The following is a 22,794-nucleotide window of genomic DNA, read 5'->3' on the forward strand; positions in this document are numbered from 1 at the left end:
GCGTTCATAAAAACAAACATATTGCGCACAATTTAATTGCGCGCTATAGTTCAACCCATGGAAACGAACGACGCAAACGCAGCGCTCCTGCTCGACAACCAGTTGTGCTTCGCACTCCACTCGGCATCGCTGGCGATGACGAAGGTGTACAAGCCGCACCTGGACAAGCTGGGCGTGACGTACCCGCAGTACCTCGTGCTGCTGGTGCTGTGGGAGCGCGACGGCCTGAGCGTGTCGGACATCGGCGAGCGCCTGTACCTCGATTCCGGGACGTTGACCCCGCTGCTGAAGCGCCTGGAGGCGCAAGGCCTGGTCGACCGGTCCCGCGATCCGCAGGACGAGCGCCGCGTGGTGATCCGGCTGACGGCCGCGGCGCGAGCGCTGAAGGACGACGCGGCCGCCATCCCGGCCTGCATCCTGGGCGCCACCGGTTGCGACGTGCAGGATGTTGTAAGACTCGTCGGCGAAATTCAGGCGATGCGCGCCAGGCTCGCCGGCGCAATGCAAGACGATTTATGCGCAGTACGAACTCAACCACTGAAAGGATAACGCCATGACCACCAAACTCGATAAAGTCCTGTACACCGCCAAGGCCCACACCACCGGCGGCCGCGACGGCGCCTCCCGCACCGACGACGGCCTGCTGGACGTCCGCCTGGCACCGCCGAAGGAAATGGGCGGCAAGGGGGACGCCACCAACCCGGAACAACTGTTCGCCGCCGGCTACTCGGCCTGCTTCATGGGCGCCATCAAGTTCGTCGCCGCCCAGAAGAAAGTGGTCGTCCCGGCCGATGCGTCGATCGACGCCAGCGTCTCGATCGGCCCGATCCCGAACGGTTTCGGCCTGGCCGTGGAACTGGCCGTGAGCCTGCCGGGCCTGGACCGCGCCGTGGCGCAGGACCTCGTCGACTCGGCCCACATCGTGTGCCCGTACTCGAACGCGACCCGCGGCAATATCGACGTCACGCTGAGCCTGATCTAAATCAAACCGGGGTCAGAGCCCTGATTTGGGAAATTTACCAAAATCGGGCTCTGACCCCGGTGTTCGAGCAATAGTCCGCTGCTACGAGGATGCTTTTAGTTAATTAATTTTATCTATTAGATCCATATAAACGGATAGTTTGCACGAATACCCCACAAGCTCTACCATGGTTATGAATAGATCGCAGCTATCGATGAAAAATCTTCGATAGCTTAACCATGAAAGAGCCGCCATGACCCAACTGACCACCGCCTCCGGCATTCCCGTCACCGACAACCAGAACTCGATCACGGCCGGTCCGCGCGGCCCCGTGCTGCTGCAGGATTTCCACCTGATCGAGAAACTGCAGCACTTCAACCGCGAGCGCATCCCCGAGCGCGTCGTGCACGCCAAGGGTTCGGGCGCATACGGCACCTTCACCGTCACCCATGACGTGAGCAAGTACACGAAGGCGAAACTGTTTTCGGCCGTCGGCAAGCAGACGGAAACGTTCCTGCGCTTCTCGACCGTCGGCGGCGAAAAAGGCTCGGCCGACACGGAACGCGATCCGCGCGGTTTCGCCGTCCGCTTCTACACCGAGGAAGGCAACTGGGACCTGGTCGGCAACAACACGCCGACGTTCTTCCTGAAGGACGGCATCAAGTTCCCGGACTTCATCCACACGCAGAAACGCGATCCGCAGACGAACCTGAAATCCGCACAGAACGTATGGGACTTCTGGAGCAAGGCGCCGGAGAGCCTGCACCAGGTGACGATCCTGTTCTCGGACCGCGGCACGCCGGACGGCTACCGCCACATGGACGGCTTCGGCAGCCACACCTACAGCCTGATCAACGACGCGGGCGAGCGCGTGTGGGTCAAGTGGCACTTCAAGACGCTGCAGGGCATCAAGAACCTGACGGCGGCGGAAGCCCAGCGCCTGGCCGGCGTCGACCCGGACTATGCGCAGCGCGACCTGTTCAACGCGATCGCAACAGGCGACTACCCGCGCTGGAGCGTGGAAATCCAGGTGATGGACGACGCCCGGCGCGCCGCCTGGGAAGCGCAGACCGGCTGGGATGCGTTCGACCTGACCAAGGTGTGGCCGCAGGGCGAATTCCCGCGCATCCCCGTCGGCATCCTGGAACTGAACCGCAATCCGGACAACTACCACGCCGACGTCGAGCAGGCCGCCCTGTCGCCGTCGAACATCGTGCCGGGCCTGGGCTACAGCCCGGACAAGATGCTGCAGGCACGCCTGTTCGCCTACCACGACGCCCAGCTGTACCGCGTCGGCACGAACCATCAGCACCTGCCGGTGAACCGTCCGCGCTGCCCGTTCCACAACCAGCAGCGCGACGGCGCGATGGCCGTCGCGAACGGCGGCGCGGCGCCGAACTACGATCCGGTGCATGCGGACGTCCCGGCCGTCGGCGGCTTCGGCCACGGCGACGCCGGCTGGCCGGTGGAAGGCAACGCGGGCCGCTACGACACCCGCGCCACCGACGACCACTTCACGCAGGCGGGCAACCTGTTCCGCCTGCTCACGGAAGAAGGCAAGCGCAACCTGATCGCCAACATCGCCGGGTCCCTGTCCAATGCGGACGCCGCCACGCAGGATCGCCAGATCGGGCATTTCCTGAAAGCCGACACGGCGTACGGCCAGGGCGTGGCGGACGCGATCCGCGCGCTGCGGAACCCGGCGTAAGCGTCAGCCTTCCGCCTGCGCGGCCAGCCAGGGCACGATGACGTCGAGCAGGCGCTGCGGCGCCTCGAGCGGGATCATATGCCCCGTGTCCGCGATGACGGCCAGCGTCGCGCCGGGAATGGCGGCCGTCATCTCCTGCGCTTCCGCCAGGCTGCGCAGCTGGTCGTTTTCCGCCGCCACGACGAGCGTCGGGCAGCGGATCTCGCTTGACCGTTCGAGGTCGCCCGGCCGGTCCAGCAGCGACTGGCGCCGGAACACGTCGCCGCCGAGGCGCATGCCCATCGCGCGGATCCGCTCGATCAGCGCGTCGTTGTCGCGCTGCTTCGGGTGCAGCGACGTGGCGACGGCCGTGCGACTGAGGCCGCTGAAGGCGATGGACGGCGCCGCGTTGCCGATCGCGCCCTTGCGCTGCTGCAGCGCGGCCGTGTCGCCGCGGGTGGACGTCGAGATCAGCACGAGCGCGCGCACGCGCTCCGGCGCCCGGCGTGCGATCGCGCGCGCGACGTAGCCGCCCATCGAAAAACCCACGAGCAGGAAAGTCGGCGGCGCTGTCGCGAGGACGCGGTGCGCCATCGCCTCGACCGACGTGTCGTGGCGCAGGTCGGCATGGACGACGGGACCGAAGCGCGCCAGCGCCGGCACCATGTCGTCCCATAACGTTTCATCGGCCATGAAGCCGGGAACAAGAAGGATAGCCATGCCGCCATCCTAGCCGATTTCACCCGCGCCGGATGGGCATGCCATCTATCCGGCACTGTCCTGAGTCGCCTCAAGGCGGACCGGCCCCGTTGCGATTTTCATTGACTCTTGTTGCCTGGAAACCCAAGGAGTCTTATGAAATCCATCGCCACCATCAGCGTGCGCAACCAGCTCAGGTTCGCGTTCGCCGTCGTCATCGTGCTGTCGTTCCTCGCGACGGCCATCGCCATCTGGCGCCTGCAGGTCCTGTCGGACGACACCCAGGCGCTCACGCAGCGTCCGCTCGTCAAGGAGCGGCTGATTTCCGGCTGGCTGCTGAACACGTCGGTCGCCGCCAAGCGCACCGGGGCCATCGCCCGCTCCGCCGATCCGGAACTCGCGACGTACTACGCCGCCGAAACGCAGGATTCGACGACGCGCACCACCGCGCTGCAGAAGCAGGTCGGCGACCTGCTCGGCACGCCGGAAGAACGCGCCGTGTTCGAGCGGATCGGCACGGCGCGCCAGCGCTACATCGTCACGCGCGACCGCGTGATGGGGCTCAAGAAGGCGGGCAACGATGCCGAGGCCCGCAAGGTCTTCGACGACGAATTCGTGCCCGCCGTGACCGCATACCTCGGCCAGGTCAAGGCGCTGCTGGAGCTGCAGCAGAAAGAGATCGATACCCGCGTCGCCATCGTGCTCGCGTCCGCGGACCGCAGCAGCCACGTCCTCACCGCGCTGTGCCTCGCCACGCTCGTCTTCAGCATCGTCGCCGGCACGTTGTGCGCGCGCGTCCTGTTCCGGCGCCTGGGCGGCGAGCCGGCCCGCGCCGCGCAGGTGGCGGCCGAGATCGCGGGCGGCAACCTGTGCGTGGCCGTGCCGGTGGTCGCCGGCGACAAGGACAGCCTGATGGCCGCCCTCGAGCGCATGCGCGCGAGCCTCGCCGGCATCGTCGCGGACGTGCGCGCGGGCACCGGCACGATCGTCGCCGCCGCCACGACGATGGCCGGCGAGGCGCAGGACCTGTCGCACCGCACGGAAAGCCAGGCGCAGGCGCTGGAAGAGACGGCGTCGTCGATGGAAGAACTGACGCAGGCGGTCGGCCAGAACGCGACGAGCGCCGAGGAAGCCAACCGCATGGCCGGCGACGCCGCGCGCGTGGCGCAGCAGGGCGGCGCGATGGTCGGGCAACTGGTCGACACGATGGGCGCGATCAACGCGTCGTCCGCGCGCATCGTCGACATCATCGCCGTCATCGACGGCATCGCCTTCCAGACCAATATCCTGGCCCTGAACGCCGCGGTGGAAGCTGCGCGCGCCGGCGAGCAGGGGCGCGGCTTCGCCGTCGTCGCCGCCGAGGTGCGTGCCCTCGCCCAGCGCTCGGGCGCCGCCGCGAAGGAGATCAAGGACCTGATCGACGCCTCCACCCAGCGCGTGGCCGACGGCGCGACCCTGGCGGGGCAAGCCGGCCAGACGATGCGCGACATCGTCGACAGCATCGGCCGCGTCACCGGCATCATGAACGAGATCGTCGCCTCCAGCCGCGAACAGGCCAGCGGGATCGGCCAGGTCAACCAGGCCATCGTGCAGATGGACGGCGTGACGCAGCAGAACGCGGCCCTCGTCGAGGAATCGGCGGCCGCGACGCGGGCGATGCATGAACAGGCGCAGGCGCTGGCCGGGCTGGTGGAAGTGTTCCGGGTCCAGGCGAAGTCCCAGGCGGCGCCGAAACCGGCGCTGCCGCCGGCACGCCACGCGGCGCCCGCCGCCGCGCCCGCGCCCGCGGCCCGGCCGGCACGGAAACCCGCCACCGTCCGCAAGACCCCTGCCACGGTGGAGGCGGACTGGGAAGAGTTCTGACCAAAGGATAGGGGTTGTTGCCGCAACCGGGTTTCTCAGGCAACATCCTCCCTATTCTTCATCTTTACGCTCGACGCCATGAACCTGCCCGCCCACCAACTCACCATGACGGTCCTGATGACGCCGGATACCGCGAACTTTTCCGGTAACGTGCACGGCGGGAACATCCTGAAACTGCTCGACCAGGTGGCCTACGCCTGCGCCAGCCGCTATGCCGGCACCTATGTCGTGACGATGAGCGTCGACCAGGTGACGTTCCGCCAGCCCATCCACGTGGGCGAGCTGGTGACGTTCCTGGCCGCCGTGAACTACACGGGCCGCACGTCGATGGAAATCGGCATCAAGGTCGTGGCCGAGGACATCCGCACGCAGCAGGTGCGCCATGTGAACAGCTGCTTCTTCACGATGGTGGCCGTGGGTGACGACAAGCAGCCCGTCCCCGTGCCGCCGCTGCGCCCGTTCGGGCCGGACGAGCTGCGCCGCCACAAGGAAGCGAAGGCCCGCAAGGAGCTGCGCCTGGCACTCGACCGCCAGCATGAGGAACGTGCCGCGGCAAAAAATTAGGGTTTTTTGTTAACCCGTGCTATACTGCGCCGCCTTGGCCTGGTAGCTCAGTTGGTAGAGCAGAGGATTGAAAATCCTTGTGTCGGTGGTTCGATTCCGCCCCGGGCCACCAAGAATTCCAGCAACGCCAACCCCCGCGGTTGGCGTTTTGCATTCCACTGTCCCTTTCGCACACTGCCATGACGACCTTGCCTCCCTGCCCCACCTGCGGTTCCGCGCTGACCTACGAAGACGGCATGGGCAACTACGTCTGCCCGGAATGCGCGCACGAATGGCCCGTCAAGGCCGACGCGGCGGCGGAAGAGACGGCCCGCGTGTGGCGCGATGCGGCCGGCAACGTGCTGCAGGACGGCGACACCGTCACCGTCATCAAGGACCTGAAACTGAAGGGCGGCGGCGGCGTCGTCAAGCAGGGCACCAAGGTCAAGAACATCCGCCTCGTCGACGGCGACCACGACATCGACTGCAAGATCGACGGCTTCGGCGCGATGAGCCTGAAGTCGGAATTTGTCCGCAAGAGCTGAGCGGGCGATATCCGATCCGGTATCGACACCGGAAAAACCGTCATTGGACGGCCATCGTGGATCGGCCTAGCATCATCCCATCGGACCGATCCCACGAGAACAACAATGAAGAGACACCTCGCCGCCCTCCTCCTCGCGGCCTGCGCGCCGCTGCACGCCGCCGAACCTTCCACGCCACAGCCGGTCAGGCTGGCCATCGACGCCACGCAGGCCAAGGGCCCCATGACGCCCATCTGGGCCTGGTTCGGCTACGACGAACCGAACTACACGACGGCGCCCAACGGTAAAAAGCTGCTGAGCGACATCGCCGCGCTGAGCCCCGTCCCCGTGTACGTCCGCGCGCACAACCTCATGACGTCGGGCGACGGCAGCTACGCGCTCAAGTGGGGCTCGACGAACATGTACACCGAAGACAAGGACGGCAAGCCGGTCTACGACTGGACCATCATCGACGGCATCTTCGACACGTACATCGAACGCGGCATGAAGCCGCTGGCGCAGATCGGCTTCATGCCGGAAGCGCTGTCGCAGCGCCCGCAGCCCTACCGCCACCACTGGAAGCCGGGCACGCCCTACAAGGAGATCATGACGGGCTGGGCCACGCCGCCGAAGGATTACGCCAAGTGGTCCGAGCTGGTCTACCAGTGGGTGAAGCACAGCGTGGCGCGCTACGGGCAGAAGGAAGTCGAGAGCTGGTACTGGGAAGTGTGGAACGAGCCGGACGGCCTGTACCTGATCGCGCCGGACACGAAGCGCGAGTACTTCAAGATGTACGATTACGCCGCCGATGCCGTGAAACGCGCGCTGCCGACGGCGCGCATCGGCGGCCCGCACACGGCCGGCGCGGGCCGCTTCATGGACGACTTCCTGCAGCACTGCCTGCACGAGACCAATTACGCGACCGGCAAGACCGGTACGCCGCTGGACTTCGTCGCGTTCCACGCCAAGGGCGCGCCGAAGGTCGTCGACGGCATCGTGCGGATGGGCATGGACGCGCACTTCCGCCACCTCGACGAAGGCTTCGCGCTCGTCGAAAAATATCCGGAACTGAAAAACATCCCCGTCATCATCGGCGAATCCGATCCGGAAGGCTGCGCCGCCTGCGGCATGCAGACCAACCCGGAAAACGCCTACCGCAACGGCACGCTGTACGCCAGCTACACGGCCGCGTCGATCGCGCGCGAGTACGACCTGGCCGCACGGCGCGGCGTGAACCTGATCGGCGCGGTGAACTGGTCGTTCGAATTCGAAGACCAGCCGTGGTTCGCGGGCTTCCGCGACCTGGCGACCAACGGCGTCAACAAGCCGGTGCTGAACGTGTTCCGCATGCTCGGCAAGATGCGCGGCGAGCGCGTGGCGGTGACGGGCGACCGCGCCTACGACGCGGCCCGCATCCAGGCCGCCGGCGTGCGCGGCGCGCGCACCGACATCGATGCACTGGCGGCGAAGGACGCGCACAGCGTGTCCGTCCTGGTCTGGAATTACCACGACGACGACATCATCGACGCCGGCTCGCCCGTCGAACTGCGGATCGCCGGCATTCCCGCCAAACGGGTGCAAATGCGCCACTACCGCATCGACCAGGAGCACAGCAATTCGTACGCCGCGTGGAAGCGCATGGGCTCGCCCGCGCATCCGACGCCGGCGCAGGTGGCGGCGCTGCAGAAGGCGAGCGAACTCGCGGAGCTCGCGCCCGCGTCGACGCTGCAGACGACGGACGGCACGGCGACGGTCAGGATGCAGTTGCCGAGGCAGGCGGTGTCGCTGGTGACGCTGACTTACTGAATCACCGGCGCGGGACGGTGGGCACAGCGTCGGATCGCGCCCGCCGTGTCCGTAACACGCGCTCGCGTACAGCGCCGTCGTCGACACGGCGAAACAATCGAATGACGCCACCTTGGCCGTACGAGCAGAACGCCCAGCTCAGGATTGCGCGTGTCGATCGCGCGCCTTCTCACTGCGGAGTCCGCCGATGCCGCTGGATCGTCCTGCTGCTGTTCGTCGCCAGCGCGGTGGTCGCGCACCTGCGCGGCCGCGTGCGGCCAACCGGACGGTGCACGACCGCATCATCCTGTTCTGCGACGTCGAACGGCCGCTGAAATACCGCTGGGCGCAGGCCGTCAGCCGCGCGGTTGGCGGCTTCATCCTGCGCGCGTCGGCGGCGCCGAACGAGACCGGCGACCGCACGGGCGGCCTGAACCGCGCCTTCCGCTACCTGTACGCGCTGCGCCGGTTCGGCAAGCGGTGGAAAGCCTGGAGCCGCACCGTCTACTACGCCTTCAAATGGTTCCTGTTCGGCGCGCTCGCGTTCGTGCTGTTCTGGCGCTGATCCGTCATACGCCGGTAACATGCTGGCGAGTATGATGAGGCAACGGAATCCGGCCACGACGCACATGTACAAATCCAGGAAACGCCTGCTGATCCTCGACGCGGACGGCACCACCATCGACGCCTTTTCCGCCATCGAAGCGGCCTTTTCGCGGCACGGGCTGGACATCGGCGACGAAGCCCGGTTCCAGAAGCGCCACAACCTGTTCAAGTACCTGGGCGGGCTGAAGGAATTCCCGTCGATCATCAAGAAGAATTTGCGCAAGAACAGCCGGGCCAGGCTCGTCGACAGCCTCACGGAGGTCTATCGCCAGGAAGCGACGATGTACGAAGGGATTCCCGACCTCGTGCGGGAACTGGTCGCCGCACCGGACGTCGTCGTCGGCATGGTCACGCGCAACATCACGAACGAGCCGCTGGAGACGCTGCGCCAGCTGTTCCAGCGCCACGACATCGACATCAATGCGCTCGACTTCCTCGTCCACATCCCGCTCTCGGAAAAGAAGACGAGCCAGTTCCGCGCGATCCGCGAACAATTCGGCATCAATCCGGCGCGCGCCTACGTGTGCGGCGACGAGCACAAGGATTTCACTGCCGCGATCGGCTCGGGCATGCACCCGTTCATGGTGTCGTACGGCTTCGAGGACTACGACCGGCTCACGGAGAAATTCGAGATTCCCCACGAGCTGATCTCGCGTACGTCCGGCGAACTGTGCCAGCGCATCCGTCATGCGCTCGACCTGGGCAAGGGCCGAGGCGGACCGGTCAGTACGCGTACCAGAGCAGCAGCGCGCTGACGACGCCGAACATCCAGTAATCGACGGGCGCGCCCGCGAACCAGCGCTTGTGCCAGGGAACCAGTTCGCGCTTGAAGCGGCGCCAGCCGAAAGCAGGATTGACGACGAACCACAGCCAGTCCTCGACGATCCAGAACAGCATCACGGCGCCCAGCGCGCGTGCTTCCAGCTGCAACGACCACTGGCCCATGAAGGCCAGCGGGAAGTGAAAAATGACGCCGATGAAGGAAAACATCCACGCGTGGTAGCCGGTCAACGCGCGGCCGCCCCAGAAGATGTCGAGCAGCGGATGCTCTTCGATGCGCCAGGTGGGCAGGTTCGCGGCCCAGCCGGCCTCGCCTTCGATCTCGACTTCGACGCGGGCAAAAAAATAAGCGGCAACGACGATGGCGGCCAGCGTCGCGACGAACTGGCCGGCATGGGAAAGTTCAAACACAGGCATCGATGGGTTCGGTCTGCTTCAGGATGGCCGCCAGCACGGCGCTCGCGGCATGGGGACGGCCCAGCGCGAGGGCGCGGGTACGCATGGTGTCGAGTTCGGCCGGATGGGCCATCAGGTAGCGCACGCGGTATTCCAGCGACGGCGCATCGAACGCTTTCATCGCGGCGCCATGTTCGAGCAGGAAATTGGCATTGCGTTCTTCTTGCCCGGGAATCGATGCATTCACGATCATGGGCAGGCCCAGCGCCAGGCACTCCGCCGTCGTGGCGCCGCCCGGCTTCGTGATGGCCACGTCGGCGCAGGCCATCAGGCGCTCGACCTTGTCCGTAAAACCCTGCGGCACGAGCCGGCCCGGGTACGCGGCCGCCAGGCGTTGCAACGCCGCCAGTTCCGCGGCATTGCGGCCCGCCAGCGCGATCAACTGGAAATTGCCGGGGATCGCCAGCAGGCGCTGCGCCAGCGTGGACAGGCCGCCCAGCCCCGCGCCGCCGCCCATCAACAGGAAGGTCATGCGGCCGGGATCGATGCCGAGTTCGCGTGCACACGCGGTGCGGTCCGGCCGGCACATAAAAGCCGGCATGACCGGGATGCCGGTGACGTGGATGCCGTCGCGCGCGATGCCGTGTTTTTCCATCAGGAACGCCACTTCGTCGTTGCCCGCGCAATAGCCGGCCATGTGCCGGTGCACCCACATGCGGTGCAGGTCGAAGTCCGTCACCTGCACCCACACGGGGCAGCGCAGCATGCCATCGGCAACCTCGCGCGACAGGATCTCGGCCGGCAGGAAATGCGTGCAGACGATGGCATCCGGGCGCAGCTCGGCGATTTTCGCCAGCAGCGGCGCGCAGTCGCGCCGTTCGATGCGGCGCCGCAGCCGGTGCGCCCAGCCGTCCGGCGCGGCCGTGTTGGTGGTGTCGTAGACCCAGCTCCACACGGCGGGCGCGCGCCGCACGAGCGTGATGTAGAGGTCGGCGTAGACCTGGCGCAGGCGCGGCGTCGCGTAGGCCGTCGCGTCCAGGTGGATGACCTCGGCGATGCCGGGGACGGCGCACGCGGCGGCACGGATCGCCTCGGCCGCGCGCGTATGGCCGGCGCCCGCCGGCACGCTCAGCACGAGGATGCGCTTGCCCGCCCTGCCTTCGTCCATCCAACGCCCACCCATCGCGCTCGCCTCGCCGTGCATATTGATGAGGGCAATGTAGCGGTTGAATATGACGGTGCCGTGACGACGCGTGCGCCTCTTGCCAAGCGCGGCGGTGCACGCGATCATGGGCCCATGAACCCGCTCAACCTACCCCGCACCCTTGCCCGCGTGGCCGGCCTGGCCCTATTGCTCGCGAGCAGCGCCTGCCGCAGCGATGCGCCGCAGGTCCCCTCCACCGCCACGGGCAGCGCGCCCCTGCTGGCACGCATCGAGGCCGAGCGCGGCGCTGCCGCCTGCGACACGGACGATCAATGCCACACGATCGGCGTGGGCCACAAGGCCTGCGGCGGTCCCGAGCGCTACCTCGCGTGGTCTAGCAAGAACAACGACGGCACGCGCCTGCGCGCGCTCGTGGCCGAACACGCGGCCGCGCGCCAGGCCGAGGACAGCAAGAAAGGCATGATGTCGACCTGCTCCGTCGTCCCCGATCCGGGCGCGACGTGCGCCGCCGGCCAGTGCGTGCTGCGCGCCACGAACAACGGTCCCGGCGGGATGGCACCCGTCGCCCGCTGATACTTCATCACGAACGACAAAGGCCGCGGCATGCACCGCGGCCTTTGTCTTTCGGGCCGCTTGTGGCGGCCCATAGTCGAGCTGTAACCCGACGATTACTCGACCTTCGCCTGCTTGTTGCCGGCGTTCTGGAACAGCGGGATCGGATCCGTCGTGTCGACTTCGACGATCGTCGTGCCGACCGTGGCGCCGCCGGTCACGTAGGCGACCGAACCCAGGTGACGCTTGCCGGTCGCGAGACCGGACCACGACAGCGCCACCGATGCCGTGCCGCCCAGGGCGACCTGGGACGGTGCGACGGCCCTGAAGTTGCCGCCGGTGACGCCCGGGCTCAGCACCCAGGTCGACAGCTTGTACGTGGCGCTGCCACCGACCGGATCGTAGCCGACGACGCACACCTTGTACTCGCCTGCCGGCGGGTTGGCCAGCGTGACCATTTCGTTGGCCGTCTGGCCGCCGCTGGTGCCGACGACGGTCGTGCCGCGTGCCACCACCAGGTCCAGGTCGGACAGGCCGTTGCCGGTGCCGACCGTGTCGCTGTCGTACAGCGCGAAGCGGGCGGTCGTCGTGCCGGCCGGGATGGTGACGGTATGCACGTTCACGCCCGTGCCGCCGCCGCCCGTGCAGACGCTGTTGGCCGTGTTCGTCGCCGTGACGACCGTCGAGCTGAACTCGGTGGCCGGGATCAGGCCGGCCTTGGCGAGGGACAGCGAGCCGGCGTAGCCGGTACCGATGGTGACGACCTTGGTGCCGGACGTCGCTTCGCTCTGCACCGTGGCCGGCACGGCGATCGTCGAGGCGCGCGCCGTCAGCGGGCTGCGCACGGTGTGCGTGCCGTCGCTCCAGGTCAGCTTGCCGTACACCCACGTGTTCATCGGCGCGCTGGTGCGGGTCAGCTTGACGGTGTACGTGGCGCTGGCGCCCGGCGCCAGGTTCAGCGTGGCCGGCTGCACGTCGACCGAGTAGCCAGGCAGCGTGGTGCTGACGTTGTACGTCGCCGCGCTGCCGCCCACGTTCTTCACCGTGCGGGTCAGCGTCTGGATGCCCAGCACGTTGGCGGCCGTCAGCGACGGCAGGTTCAGGTTGTACGGCTGGATCGAGCCGACGGCGGGGCAGGTGCCCGGGCTGAACACGTTGGTGATGCCGAGGCCGCACAGGAAGCGCGCGTAGTCGATCGTCGCCAGGTCGTACACGAGGCCCGGATCGACGGCGACGGACGGCGCCACATGGCCGGCGCCCTGGCCCCACGGCAGCGTGCCGGTCGTGCGGGCCGTGCTGTCCCACGACACCGGACCGTTCAGGCCGTCGTTGAAGGTGTCGTACGCGGTCGTCATCAGGGCCGACTTGATCATCGCCGGGCTCCAGTCCGGATGGCGCTGTTTCAGCAGCGCGGCGATGCCGGCCACGTGCGGCGACGCCATCGAGGTGCCGGTGTAGAACGCGAAGTCCTTCGACGGCGCCGGTGCGCCCGCGGCGACCGCGTCGCGCTGGGCCTTGGTCAGGTCGGCGCTGACGGCCGCCAGGATGTCCGTGCCCGGCGCGGTCACGTCCGGCTTCATGATGTTGGCGTTGGCCACGTTCGGGCCGCGCGACGAGCTGCTGTTCATCTGCGGTGCCACGATGTTCGGATCGACGATGCCGCGCAGGTTGTTCAGCGCCGCGGTGGCGCCCGGGGTCGAGGCATAGTAATCCTTGACCTTCTGGCCGTCCGCGGCCGTGATGTGCACGGTCGAGATCGAGTGCGCCTGGTTCAGGATCGTCGCCGCGCTGGTCGGCGTGTTGGCGATGATGACGCCGACGGCGCCGGCCGTCTTGCCGTTCGCGCTCTTGTTGACGAGCACGTTGCTGCCGCGGTCGCAGACGAGGATCTTGCCCGTCACCTTGGCCGGGTCGAGGTACGTGGTCGGACCGTCGGCCGGCCCGAAGCACAGGTTCAGGCTCGGGTCGGCCGGATCGACGCCCGCCAGGCCGGCATCCTTGGCGAGGATCAGCGGCGACGACGGCGTGTTGGCATTGCCGGACGCGCCGGTGACGGTCACGCCGTTGCCCAGCGCGACGTCGCCCGCATAGGTGCGGTTGTGCGTCGAGTTGCCAACGGTGGTGAGCCACGGGCTGATGTGGGCGACCGGTGCCGTCGCCGGACCGGAGTTGCCGGCCGATGCCGCCACGAACACGCCCGCCGCGGCCGCGCCGAGGAAGGCGACTTCGGTCGGTTCGTTGAACGCGCCGCCGCCGGCGTTCGGGCCGATCGAGAAGTTGATGACGTTCACGCCATCCTTCACCGCCTGTTCGATCGCGGCCACGCTGTTCGAGGTGGCGCAGCCGTTCAGGCCGGTGCCGCCGTCGGTCCAGCAGACTTTATAGGCGGCGATGCGGGCGCGCGGCGCCATGCCGGTGATCTTGCCGAGGGACACGCCGCTGGCACTGGCATTCACGTGCGCGTTGCCGCCGGCCGTGCTGGCCGTGTGGTCGCCGTGGCCGCCGTGGCCTTCCGCGCCGGCAACCGAGTCGCGCGCCGACAAAAATTCGGTCCAGTGCAAGGTCTGCGTCGGCTGCTTGAAGTAGCGCGCGCCGATCAGCTTGTTGTTGCAATCGGTGACGGCGAAGCCTTCGCCGACCTGGCAGATGCCCTTCCAGGATGCCGGCGGGGCATCGTAGGCGAGCTTGGTGCCGTCGCGGCTCGGATTGCCGTTCGCGTCGACGCGGTCGGCGAAGCTGTCGTGCTCCGGCCAGATGCCGCCGTCGACGATACCGATGATGATGCCTTCGCCGGCCTTGTCCTGGCCGCCGAGCTGGTCCCACAGGCCGCCCGGTTTATCGAGGCCGAGGAACGTCGGGGTATAGCTCGTGTCGAGCTGCAGGATCGAGTCGGCCGAGATGCTGGCGACGCCCGGGTTCTTCTTCAGCGCGCGGACCTCGGCGTCGGTCAGCATGGCCGAGAAGCCGTTGAAGACGACCTTGTATTCGTTGGTGACCTGGGCCTTGTTGACGGTGGACAGGACATCCGCCTGCTTCGTCTCCAGGTAGGTGATGTAGTTCTGGACGCTCGTCGCGTCGACGTTCAGGCGCTGGCCGGTGGCCGGCTTGGTCGCCGTCAGGCCGCTGACGCCGCCGTCATAGGTGGCGACCGGCTTGTCGGCCAGCTGGACGATGTACGAGCGGCGGACTTCGCCGTCGGCATAGGCGTGGGTGGCCGCCGCGACGGTCAGCGCGAACAGGACGGCCGAAGTGATGGGACGCAGTTTCATGGTCGATACCTCGGCGGCTTAAGCGTTGTTGGACGAAGGAGCGGATTTGCGGCGGCGCCCCAGGAGCGCGCCCATGCCCAGGCCGATCAGCGCGAGGCTGCCCGGCTCCGGCACTTCGGCCAGTGCGAGGTTGTCGATGGCGAACTGCGCCTGGTAGATCGACGGATCGGAATTGTCGGCCGCGACGGTGCAGCCGCCGATGCCGTCGAACAGGCAGGCGTGGATCGTCAGGCTGGTCAGCTCGGCGTAGCCGAAGCCGGCCGGCAGCGTGGCGGTGTCGAACAGTGGGTTGCCATTGTTGTCGAGGCCCGGGAAGTCGAGCGCGTAGCCGAGCGTGCCGCCGTTCGCGAACGTGCCGGTCAGCAGCAGTTGGCCATACGAGAAATTCGGCAGGCCGCCGAACGGGGCGACGAAACCGAAGTCGAGGCGACGCAGACTGAACTTGCCGCCGTCGTCCTTCTTGATCGTGACGCCGCCGTCGTTCAGGCCCAGGTAGGAATGGCTCGTGTTGTTGGTCGGACAGCCGCCCAGCCAGCAGGAGGTCGGGTCCATGCCATTGACGAGCAGGCCGACGACGCCGCTCGTGCCGCCGTGATTGTCGATGGCTTGCAGCGTGTAGCCGGCCTCGCCGAGCGTGTCGCCGTCCACGTAGATGCCGTCGGGGCTCAGGGATTCGAAGTTCACCACGGATGCCATGGCAGGTGCCGTGCCCAGCAGTGCAAGCGCGGCGGCTGCACCCAGGACCAGTTTGTTCAGCCCGGATTGGGCAGGGGAAACGCAAGAAGTCGGATTGGTTGTCATGTCTCTCGCCTTGAAATGGAAGCACCGATGGGTATCGGGCCTACGTGTTTTTTTACCAACTACACGACTTTCAAATGTAGCAAGAAAACAATATTTATTCGTAAAAAATTATCCGAATTAACTATTGTGCTCAATGTTTGATATTGAACAAAATTTGGATTTCCCTATGAAAACAGCGATGTCGAAACGCAAGAAATTGTCGTTTTTTAATTACAATTCATTGCAAATAGAAAAATTGCTAGACATGCATTTTTTCTTGTGCTAACTCTTTTACAATGTATCCACTTGGAAATAGATTCCATATGTGCAACTGGATGTGGATACGCCTTTGCCAAGAACCATTTCAGTCCTTGCAAATGTTCATGCTTGATTGAAAACTTGGGTACAAACGGTTGATACCAGTTGGTTGCTCACGGGCCACAAACGTTCGCTGGAGACACTCCGACAGAGTATGATGACGCTTCCCCGAAGCAGACTCGAGAGACCTATCCAGGATGAATGTTCCCGCGCACACCGATGCTTTGTTCCGTCAGGCCGAACGCGGCGTGCTGCCGCTCGGTGAACTGTTCCAGGGTGCGCAGACGCTGGTCGAACTGGGCATGCAGCAGGAAGCCATCCGGTTGTACGCCACCTGGATCGAGCACACGGCCTCCCCGGCCGCGTATGCCGCCTGCTTCAACCTCGCCGTCGCGCGCGGCAACGTGGGCGACGATGCGGGCGCCGCCCGCGATTACCTGAAGGCGATCGAACTCGCCCCCGGCTTCGTCGAGGCGCGCCTGAATCTCGGCACGCTGTACGAGCGCATGAACCGGCCCGATGACGCGCTCGCCGCATGGCAAGGCATCCTCGCCGACATCCCGGACCTGGCCGCGAAACCGGCGCTGCACGTGCAGGCCCTGAACAACCTGGGCCGCCTGTGCGAGATCCGCAAGCGCCTGCCGGAAGCGCTGGACTATCTCACGCGCAGCCTCGAACTCGACCCGGACCAGCCCAAGGTCATCACCCACTGGGTGCACCTGCGCCAGAAGCTGTGCGTGTGGCCCGTCTACGAAGCGTTCGGCGCCGTCACGGTGGCAGAACTGCGCCGCCACACGTCGGCCCTCGCGATGCTGGGCGCGTCGCCGGATCCGGCCGAGCAGCTGGCCGCGTCGCTCAACTTCGTCGAGCGCAAGGTGCATGCGGCGCCCGAGCAGCTGGCGCCGCCCGAGGGCTATGCCCACAGGCGCATCCGCATCGGCTACCTGTCGTCCGACCTGTGCTCGCACGCGGTGTCGATCCTGACGGCCGAACTGTACGAGCTGCACGACCGCGCGCGCGTCGAGGTCTACGCGTTTTCCTGGAGCCGTGAAGACAATTCGCCGCTGCGCGCGCGCGTGGTCGGCGCGATGGACCACTACATCCGCATCGACCGCATGACGGACGAGGAAGCGGCGCGCTGCATCCGCTCGCACGAGATCGACATCCTCGTCGACCTGCACGGCCTCACGCTGGGCGCGCGCGCCGACATCCTCGGCTGGCGTCCCGCGCCCGTGCAGCTGACGTGGCTGGGCTTTCCCGGCCCGACGGCGGTACCCGGCATCGACTACGTGGTGGCCGACGACTTCGTGCTCCCGCCGGCGCTGGAACCGCATTTCACGGAACGGCCGCTGCGCATGCCGCACACGTTCCAGATCAACGACCGCCGCCGCGCCATCGGCCCCACGCCCACGCGCGCCGCGAACGGCCTGCCGGAAGGCGCGTTCGTGTTCTGCTCCTTCAACAGCAATTTCAAGGTCACGCCCGAGGTGTTCGACAGCTGGATGCGCATCCTGACGCAGGTGCCGGACAGCGTGCTGTGGATGGTGGCCGACAGCGACGCCACCCGCGCCAACCTCGTGCGCGAGGCCGAGGCGCGCGGCGTGGCAGGCAGCCGCCTGCTGTTCGCGGGGCGCGTGGCGCCGGCCGATTACCTGGCCCGCTTCCGCCTGGCCGACCTGTTCCTCGACACGAATCCGTTCAACGGCGGCACCACCGCGAGCGACGCCCTGTGGGCCGGCCTCCCGGTGCTGACGTGGGCCGGCCAGACCTTCTGCTCGCGCATGGCGGGCAGCCTGCTGCGCGCGGTCGGCCTGCCGGAACTCGTCACGCACGCGCTGGAAGACTACGAGGCGCTGGCCATCGCCCTCGGCAACGACCGCCCGCGCATGGACGCGCTGCGCGCGCGCCTCGCGGCCAACCGCGACGCGAGCCCGCTGTTCGACACGCCGCGCTTCGTGCGCGACTACGAAGACCTGCTGGCCACCGTCGTCCGGCGCCCGGCCGGCGTCGACCCCGTGGACGAGCCGACCATCGCCCGCCTGCAGGAAGTGCCGGCCCCCGCGCAACTGACCTTGCAGCAGGAGAGCATGCTGTCGCTGCTGCGTCCCGGCATGCACAGCATCGTCGAAGTGGGCGGCGCGACCCTGGCCCAGGCCTGGCGCGCACGCGCACCGAACTCGCACTATATCGCCATCAGCGCCGCCGGCGGCGCCGCCGGCGACTGGAGCACCGCCGCCATCGAGCGCGACGCCGAACAACTGACCGACGCCGACTGGCAGCAGCTGGCCGCCGCGCAGTGCTGGCTGTTCCCGGAGACGCTGGAACGCCTGCGCGACCCGTGGGCCTTCCTCGCGCGCCTGCGCCGCCAGGCGCTCGGCCCGGTGGAGCTGGTCGCATGCGTCAACAACGGCCAGCATTGGCTGCTGCAGACGCTGCTCGCCGCCGGCAACATGCCGGACCGGCGCAACCTGCACCTGTTCACGCGCGCAGCGCTCGCGGCGCTGCTGGCCGAACACGGCTTCACGCTCATCGCCATGACGACGGTGAACGCGCAACAGCCGCCGCCGGCCGTGCTGGACGCGATCCGCGCCCTGGCCGCGGCCAGCGGCGCCGATCCCGAACTGGCCGTGCAGGACGCCCTGCCCTACCAATACCTGGTGCGCGCCATCGCCGCCTGATCAGTCGAGCCGCACGACGTCGATCGGGTCCGGCAGGAAGCGGGCATAACGCCCCATCGACGCGACGATGGCATCGTGCGCCAGTTCGAAGCGGTACTCGACGTCGTCTTCCGCCACCCGTTGCGCGCCGAAGCGCTCGTGGAACGTCCAGACGCTGCGATTGTCCTTGCGGACCTCGAAATGCGCATTGCGAAAGCCGAGATGGTCGAGCGCATACCGGTAGACGATCAGCGCCGATTCGATCCCCACATAGGTAGGAGCACCGTCGGCGACGATCCAGCTCCCCCACGAAAAGCTGTCGCCGACGGCGTTGTATAGCCGCACGGTGCCGACCGGCTGGCCGGCACCGCCCGCCTCGTCCTTCAGGCAGATGATGAAATAAGCCTGGCTGCCGTCCGTCTTGTAGCGCTCGATCCAGGCGGCCTGCCTGGCCACGTCGGCGTCGACCGCCGACAGGTACGCCGCCTTTTTGGGATCGAGCCGCAACGACAGGATATAGGCCGCATCGGCGACCTCGACCTCGCGCAGCACGAGCTTGTTGCCGACCAGGCGGGCGGCGGGTTGGATGGTTGGTTGCGCGCTCATGACTCCCCGTATGAACTTGATGGACGAAGGCATGATTACACACAACAATCGCCATAGGAATGACATGGTTGCAATCAAATTGCCCTTCTGAAAACCAATCGCAAAATTGTGCCAACTATTGGTTGCTCACGGGCCACAAAATTTCGCTGGGAACAGGTCAACAGAGTATGATTACGCTTCCTTTGCGACCGGCAGGACGACGTTCGGCCTCTTCGAAACACACCATGCAAACGAATCAAATTCCCGTCATCACGGTGTCGTACAACTCGCCCGACCTGATCGAGGCGCTGCTGCGCACCTTCCGCCAGTTCTATTCGAACAAAGTGTACGTGATCGACGGCTCGCGTCCCGAGGTCGCGACGCAGATCGGTGCCATCGCCGCACGTTTCCCGGACGTCGAGTTCATCCCGTTCGGCTACAACATCCACCACGGTCCCGGCATGACCTGGGCCGTGCACAACCTGAACCTGCAAGGCCAGGCGCTGTTCCTCGATTCGGACGTCGAGATCGTCAAGGACGGCTTCCTCGAAACCCTGCAGGCCGAGCTGGAGCCGGGCATGTGGGGCGTCGGCAGCACCCAGCGCGTCAACGAGCGCGGGTACGACGAGCCTGACGACGGGCCCATCCACTACCTGCACCCGGCCTGCATGCTGGTCAACCTGGACGTGATGCGTCAATGGCCGCTGCCGATCAAGCACGGCGCGCCGAACATCCAGACGATGCTGGCGCTGAACCACAGCGGCAACGCCCACCTGTACAAGCACGTGCAATGGGTCCGCGAAGATTTCGAAGGCCGCACGACGCCGCACTACATCAAGCACCCGTGGCAGGGTACGGTCAAGCGCACGGGCGGCTACCACTACGACATGCCGGCGCCCGACGGCAGCGTCGATCCGTATCTGCTGCATTTCGTGCCCACCGACGCCGCCAAGGTGATCGACGTCGGCTGCGGCAACGGCCTGTTCGCCAAGGCCTACCGCGCCCGCCATCCGATCTGCCAGTACCTCGGCGTGGAACTCGATCCGCAACTGGCCGACCAGGCACGTCCGCATTGCGATTTCGTGTTCAACATGGACATCACGAAGCCGACCAGGCAGTTCGACACCTACGCGGCCGGCGCCGATTGCTGGATTCTCGGCGACGTGCTGACCAGCCTGCCCGATCCGTGGGCCCTGCTGCGCGACATCCGCCGCCGGAGCGCGCCGGGCACCCGCGTCGTCGTCTCGGTGCGCAACGCCCAACACTGGAGCGTGCAGGCCCGTCTCGCCGTCGGCGACCTGCATTACCGCGACGAGACGCCCGTGCGCCCGCACGACCTGCGCCTGTTCACGCGCGCCACCTTGCTCGACCTGCTGCGCCAGACCGGCTTCGAACTGGCCACCGGCTCGCCCGAGGTGCGCGACGAGCCGGCGCGCGAGCAGTGGCTGCCGGCGATCCGGGCGCTCGCCGCGGCCGGCGGCAACGATCCGGAGCAGGCGGCGCAGGACGCGCTGGCGTGGCAGTATGTGTGCGTCGCGACGCTCGTCTGAATCCAAACATGCAGGAGAATTCCATGTCCCGTTCCCTCTCCGCCCACGTCCATGACGGCGCCACCGTCGCCGCCGATGCGCAACTGGGCGACTTCGTCGTGGTCTACGCCGGCGCCGCGATCGGCGCCGGCTGCCGCGTGCGCGGCTTCACCCAGGTCTGGCCCGGCGTGCGGCTGCACGAGGGCGTCGACCTCGGTCCGGGCGTCACCATCGAGGCACCGGACGGGGACGGCAGCGACGTCGTGATCGGCGCCGGCACCCGCATCGGCGCCGGCGCCCTGCTGCACCGGGGCGTGCGCATCGGCCAGGGCGCCGAAGTCGTGGCCGGGGCCGTGGTCACCCATAACGTGCCGCCGTACGCGATCGTGGCCGGCGCGCCGGCACGCGTGGTCAACTACGTGCAGCAGGCCGAACGCAAGCCGGCGGCCGAGTGGCACACCATCACCACGCCGCCAAAAACGCCGTCGGCCGTGCGCCTCGGCGTCGGCGACGTGACGCTACACCGCTTCAAATACGTCGGCGATCCGCGCGGCGACCTGTCGGTCGGCGAGTTCATGCGTGAAATCCCGTTCATGCCGAAACGCTACTTCCTGGTCATGAACGTCCCCAACGACAAGACCCGCGGCGAACACGCGCACTACAAGTGCCACCAGTTCCTGGTCTGCGTGAAAGGCAGCTGTTCGGTGGTCGTCGACGACGTGGCATCCCGCTGCGAAGTGCGCCTCGACGCGCCGGACATCGGCCTGTACCTGCCGCCGATGACCTGGGGCATCCAGTACAAGTATTCGAGCGACGCCGTGATGATGGTGTTCGCGTCGGATTATTACGAAGCGGAAGACTACATCCGCGACTATGACGAATTCGTCGCCGCCAAACGCCGCATGGGCGACAGCGGCGCCCTTCCTGTGGAGCACGCATGAGTATTCCCTTCCTCGACCTGAAGGCCATCAACCTCGAGCAGGAAGACGCCATCGAACAGGCCATGCGGCGCGTGCTGCGGTCCGGCTGGTACGTCCTCGGCAAGGAAGTGGAAGCGTTCGAGCAAGCCTATGCCGCCTGGTGCGGTACGCGCCATGCCATCGGCGTGGCCAACGGGCTGGATGCGATCTTCCTCGTGCTCAAGGCATGGGGGGTAGGCCCGGGCGATGAAGTCATCGTTCCCAGCAATACCTATATCGCCACCTGGCTGGCCGCCTCGCATTGCGGCGCCACGCCGGTCCCGGTGGAGCCGGTGGCGGGCACGTACAACCTCGATCCGGCCCGCGTGGAAGCGGCCATCACGGCGCGTACCAGGGCCATCGTGCCGGTCCACCTGTACGGCCAGTGCGCCGACATGGCGCCGCTGATGGACATCGCACGCCGTCACAACCTGAAGGTCGTCGAGGACGGCGCCCAGGCGCACGGCGCGCGCTACCGCGGCCGGCGCGCTGGTACGCTGGGGCACGCCGCCGCGTTCAGCTTCTATCCCGGCAAGAACCTGGGCGCGCTGGGCGACGGCGGCGCGATCACGACCGACGACGACGCACTGGCACGGCAACTGCGCGCGCTGCGCAACTACGGCTCCCAGAAGAAATACCACAACGAATCCATCGGCTTCAATTCGCGCCTGGACGAGCTGCAGGCGGCGATCCTGTCGGCCAAGTTGCCCGTGCTGGACGACCAGAACGCCCGGCGGCGCGCGCTGGCGGCGATCTACGATGCCGAGCTGGCCGGCATCCCCGGCCTCGTCCTTCCCGTCGTGCCCGAGTGGGCCGAACCGGTGTGGCACCTGTACGTCGTGCGCCATGCACAGCGCGACGCGCTGGCCAAGGGGCTGGCCGAGGCCGGCATCGGCACGCTGGTGCATTACCCGATCGCACCGCACCTGCAGCCCGCCTACACCGATCTCGGCATGACCGAGGGCCGGTTCCCGATCGCCGAGGCCATCCATCGCGAGGTGCTCAGCCTCCCGATGGGGCCGACGATGACGGCGGCGCAGGCGGTCGAGGTCGCGCAGGCGGTACGGCGCATCGCCGCGGCGCTGTGAACGGCGCCATCGCGTACTTTTTCTCACGAACGACAACGAACTCCGATC

Annotated in this window: 19 protein-coding genes, 1 tRNA gene and 1 pseudogene; 15 read left to right on the forward strand and 6 right to left on the reverse strand. The window is 67.0% G+C overall.

Translation table 11 applies throughout. The features are described 5' to 3' along the window. The first annotated feature begins 57 nt into the window (after positions 1-57). The 3 genes from ACL58G_RS00520 (at position 58) to ACL58G_RS00530 (ending at position 2,669) form a co-directional block, all read left to right on the forward strand. The gene (locus ACL58G_RS00520) at positions 58-549 is read left to right on the forward strand and encodes a MarR family winged helix-turn-helix transcriptional regulator (protein WP_413386459.1); all 492 of its coding nucleotides are present in this window, start codon (positions 58-60) and stop codon (positions 547-549) included. A 4-nt stretch (positions 550-553) separates the two neighbouring features. Beyond that, positions 554-982, forward strand: a complete 429-nt coding sequence (locus ACL58G_RS00525) for an organic hydroperoxide resistance protein (RefSeq protein ID WP_440964604.1) — start codon at positions 554-556, stop codon at positions 980-982. A 232-nt stretch (positions 983-1,214) separates the two neighbouring features. Continuing rightward, on the forward strand, positions 1,215-2,669 hold the full coding sequence (locus ACL58G_RS00530; protein WP_440964605.1) for a catalase: 1,455 nt from the start codon (positions 1,215-1,217) through the stop codon (positions 2,667-2,669). A 3-nt stretch (positions 2,670-2,672) separates the two neighbouring features. On the opposite strand, the gene ACL58G_RS00535 is transcribed toward ACL58G_RS00530, so the two are convergent. Continuing rightward, positions 2,673-3,368 carry an alpha/beta fold hydrolase gene (locus ACL58G_RS00535; protein ID WP_413386455.1) on the reverse strand — a complete coding sequence of 232 codons (696 nt, stop codon included), beginning with the start codon at positions 3,366-3,368 and terminating at the stop codon, positions 2,673-2,675. 135 nt (positions 3,369-3,503) lie between these two features. On the opposite strand from ACL58G_RS00535, the gene ACL58G_RS00540 reads away from it, so the two are divergent. The 7 genes and pseudogenes from ACL58G_RS00540 to ACL58G_RS00570 all read left to right on the forward strand — a co-directional run bounded on the left by ACL58G_RS00540 (position 3,504) and on the right by ACL58G_RS00570 (position 9,423). Next, on the forward strand, positions 3,504-5,210 hold the full coding sequence (locus ACL58G_RS00540) for a methyl-accepting chemotaxis protein (protein WP_440964606.1): 1,707 nt from the start codon (positions 3,504-3,506) through the stop codon (positions 5,208-5,210). 78 nt (positions 5,211-5,288) lie between these two features. Further along, complete coding sequence (locus ACL58G_RS00545) at positions 5,289-5,774, forward strand: acyl-CoA thioesterase (RefSeq protein WP_056129259.1); 486 nt, start codon at positions 5,289-5,291, stop codon at positions 5,772-5,774. A gap of 36 nt (positions 5,775-5,810) precedes the next feature. After that, a tRNA-Phe gene (locus ACL58G_RS00550) sits at positions 5,811-5,886 on the forward strand. Between the two features lie 67 nt (positions 5,887-5,953). Continuing rightward, on the forward strand, positions 5,954-6,298 hold the full coding sequence (locus tag ACL58G_RS00555) for a zinc ribbon domain-containing protein YjdM (protein ID WP_440964607.1): 345 nt from the start codon (positions 5,954-5,956) through the stop codon (positions 6,296-6,298). A 105-nt stretch (positions 6,299-6,403) separates the two neighbouring features. Next, a complete protein-coding gene (locus ACL58G_RS00560; RefSeq protein ID WP_440964608.1) occupies positions 6,404-8,083 on the forward strand; it encodes a GH39 family glycosyl hydrolase in 1,680 nt (559 codons plus the stop codon). 253 nt (positions 8,084-8,336) lie between these two features. Beyond that, positions 8,337-8,627: pseudogene (locus ACL58G_RS00565) on the forward strand (lipid A hydroxylase LpxO); the annotation flags it as partial. A gap of 64 nt (positions 8,628-8,691) precedes the next feature. Next, the gene (locus tag ACL58G_RS00570) at positions 8,692-9,423 is read left to right on the forward strand and encodes an HAD family hydrolase (protein WP_440964609.1); all 732 of its coding nucleotides are present in this window, start codon (positions 8,692-8,694) and stop codon (positions 9,421-9,423) included. Here ACL58G_RS00570 and ACL58G_RS00575 read toward each other — a convergent pair. Then, complete coding sequence (locus ACL58G_RS00575; protein ID WP_440964610.1) at positions 9,392-9,859, reverse strand: hypothetical protein; 468 nt, start codon at positions 9,857-9,859, stop codon at positions 9,392-9,394. The two genes, ACL58G_RS00570 and ACL58G_RS00575, sit on opposite strands and share 32 nt — an antisense overlap. Further along, a complete protein-coding gene (locus tag ACL58G_RS00580) occupies positions 9,852-11,012 on the reverse strand; it encodes an MGDG synthase family glycosyltransferase (protein ID WP_440967932.1) in 1,161 nt (386 codons plus the stop codon). The genes ACL58G_RS00575 and ACL58G_RS00580 overlap by 8 nt, the downstream gene beginning before the upstream one ends. 129 nt (positions 11,013-11,141) lie before the next feature. Between ACL58G_RS00580 and ACL58G_RS00585 the strand changes: the two genes are divergently transcribed. Further along, positions 11,142-11,582 (forward strand): hypothetical protein, encoded by a 441-nt coding sequence (locus ACL58G_RS00585; protein ID WP_413386447.1) that lies wholly within the window; start codon positions 11,142-11,144, stop codon positions 11,580-11,582. A gap of 95 nt (positions 11,583-11,677) precedes the next feature. Here ACL58G_RS00585 and ACL58G_RS00590 read toward each other — a convergent pair whose 3' ends face one another. Both ACL58G_RS00590 and ACL58G_RS00595 read right to left on the reverse strand, forming a co-directional pair. Next, a complete protein-coding gene (locus ACL58G_RS00590) occupies positions 11,678-14,830 on the reverse strand; it encodes a S8 family serine peptidase (RefSeq protein WP_440964611.1) in 3,153 nt (1,050 codons plus the stop codon). Between the two features lie 18 nt (positions 14,831-14,848). Further along, positions 14,849-15,631 carry an NF038120 family PEP-CTERM protein gene (locus tag ACL58G_RS00595; RefSeq protein ID WP_440964612.1) on the reverse strand — a complete coding sequence of 261 codons (783 nt, stop codon included), beginning with the start codon at positions 15,629-15,631 and terminating at the stop codon, positions 14,849-14,851. Positions 15,632-16,125: 494 nt separating this feature from the next. Here ACL58G_RS00595 and ACL58G_RS00600 point away from each other — a divergent pair, with 494 nt between their 5' ends. Further along, a complete protein-coding gene (locus ACL58G_RS00600) occupies positions 16,126-18,606 on the forward strand; it encodes an O-linked N-acetylglucosamine transferase, SPINDLY family protein (RefSeq protein ID WP_440964613.1) in 2,481 nt (826 codons plus the stop codon). Here the strand turns inward: ACL58G_RS00600 and ACL58G_RS00605 are convergent, their stop codons facing one another. After that, on the reverse strand, positions 18,607-19,191 hold the full coding sequence (locus ACL58G_RS00605; protein WP_440964614.1) for a GNAT family N-acetyltransferase: 585 nt from the start codon (positions 19,189-19,191) through the stop codon (positions 18,607-18,609). It abuts the gene before it with no gap. A gap of 224 nt (positions 19,192-19,415) precedes the next feature. On the opposite strand from ACL58G_RS00605, the gene ACL58G_RS00610 reads away from it, so the two are divergent. The 3 genes from ACL58G_RS00610 to ACL58G_RS00620 are packed head-to-tail and all read left to right on the forward strand — an operon-like array spanning position 19,416 to position 22,746. Continuing rightward, positions 19,416-20,720 carry a bifunctional glycosyltransferase/class I SAM-dependent methyltransferase gene (locus tag ACL58G_RS00610; RefSeq protein WP_440964615.1) on the forward strand — a complete coding sequence of 435 codons (1,305 nt, stop codon included), beginning with the start codon at positions 19,416-19,418 and terminating at the stop codon, positions 20,718-20,720. Positions 20,721-20,743: 23 nt separating this feature from the next. Continuing rightward, entirely contained in the window at positions 20,744-21,640 is an 897-nt protein-coding gene (locus ACL58G_RS00615; RefSeq protein WP_413386435.1) for a WxcM-like domain-containing protein, read from the forward strand. Then, entirely contained in the window at positions 21,637-22,746 is a 1,110-nt protein-coding gene (locus ACL58G_RS00620) for a DegT/DnrJ/EryC1/StrS family aminotransferase (protein WP_440964616.1), read from the forward strand. The genes ACL58G_RS00615 and ACL58G_RS00620 overlap by 4 nt, the downstream gene beginning before the upstream one ends. Positions 22,747-22,794 lie beyond the last annotated feature (48 nt).

Source organism: Massilia sp. GER05 (assembly GCF_052056005.1).
Taxonomy (GTDB): Bacteria; Pseudomonadota; Gammaproteobacteria; order Burkholderiales; family Burkholderiaceae_D; genus Telluria; species Telluria orientalis.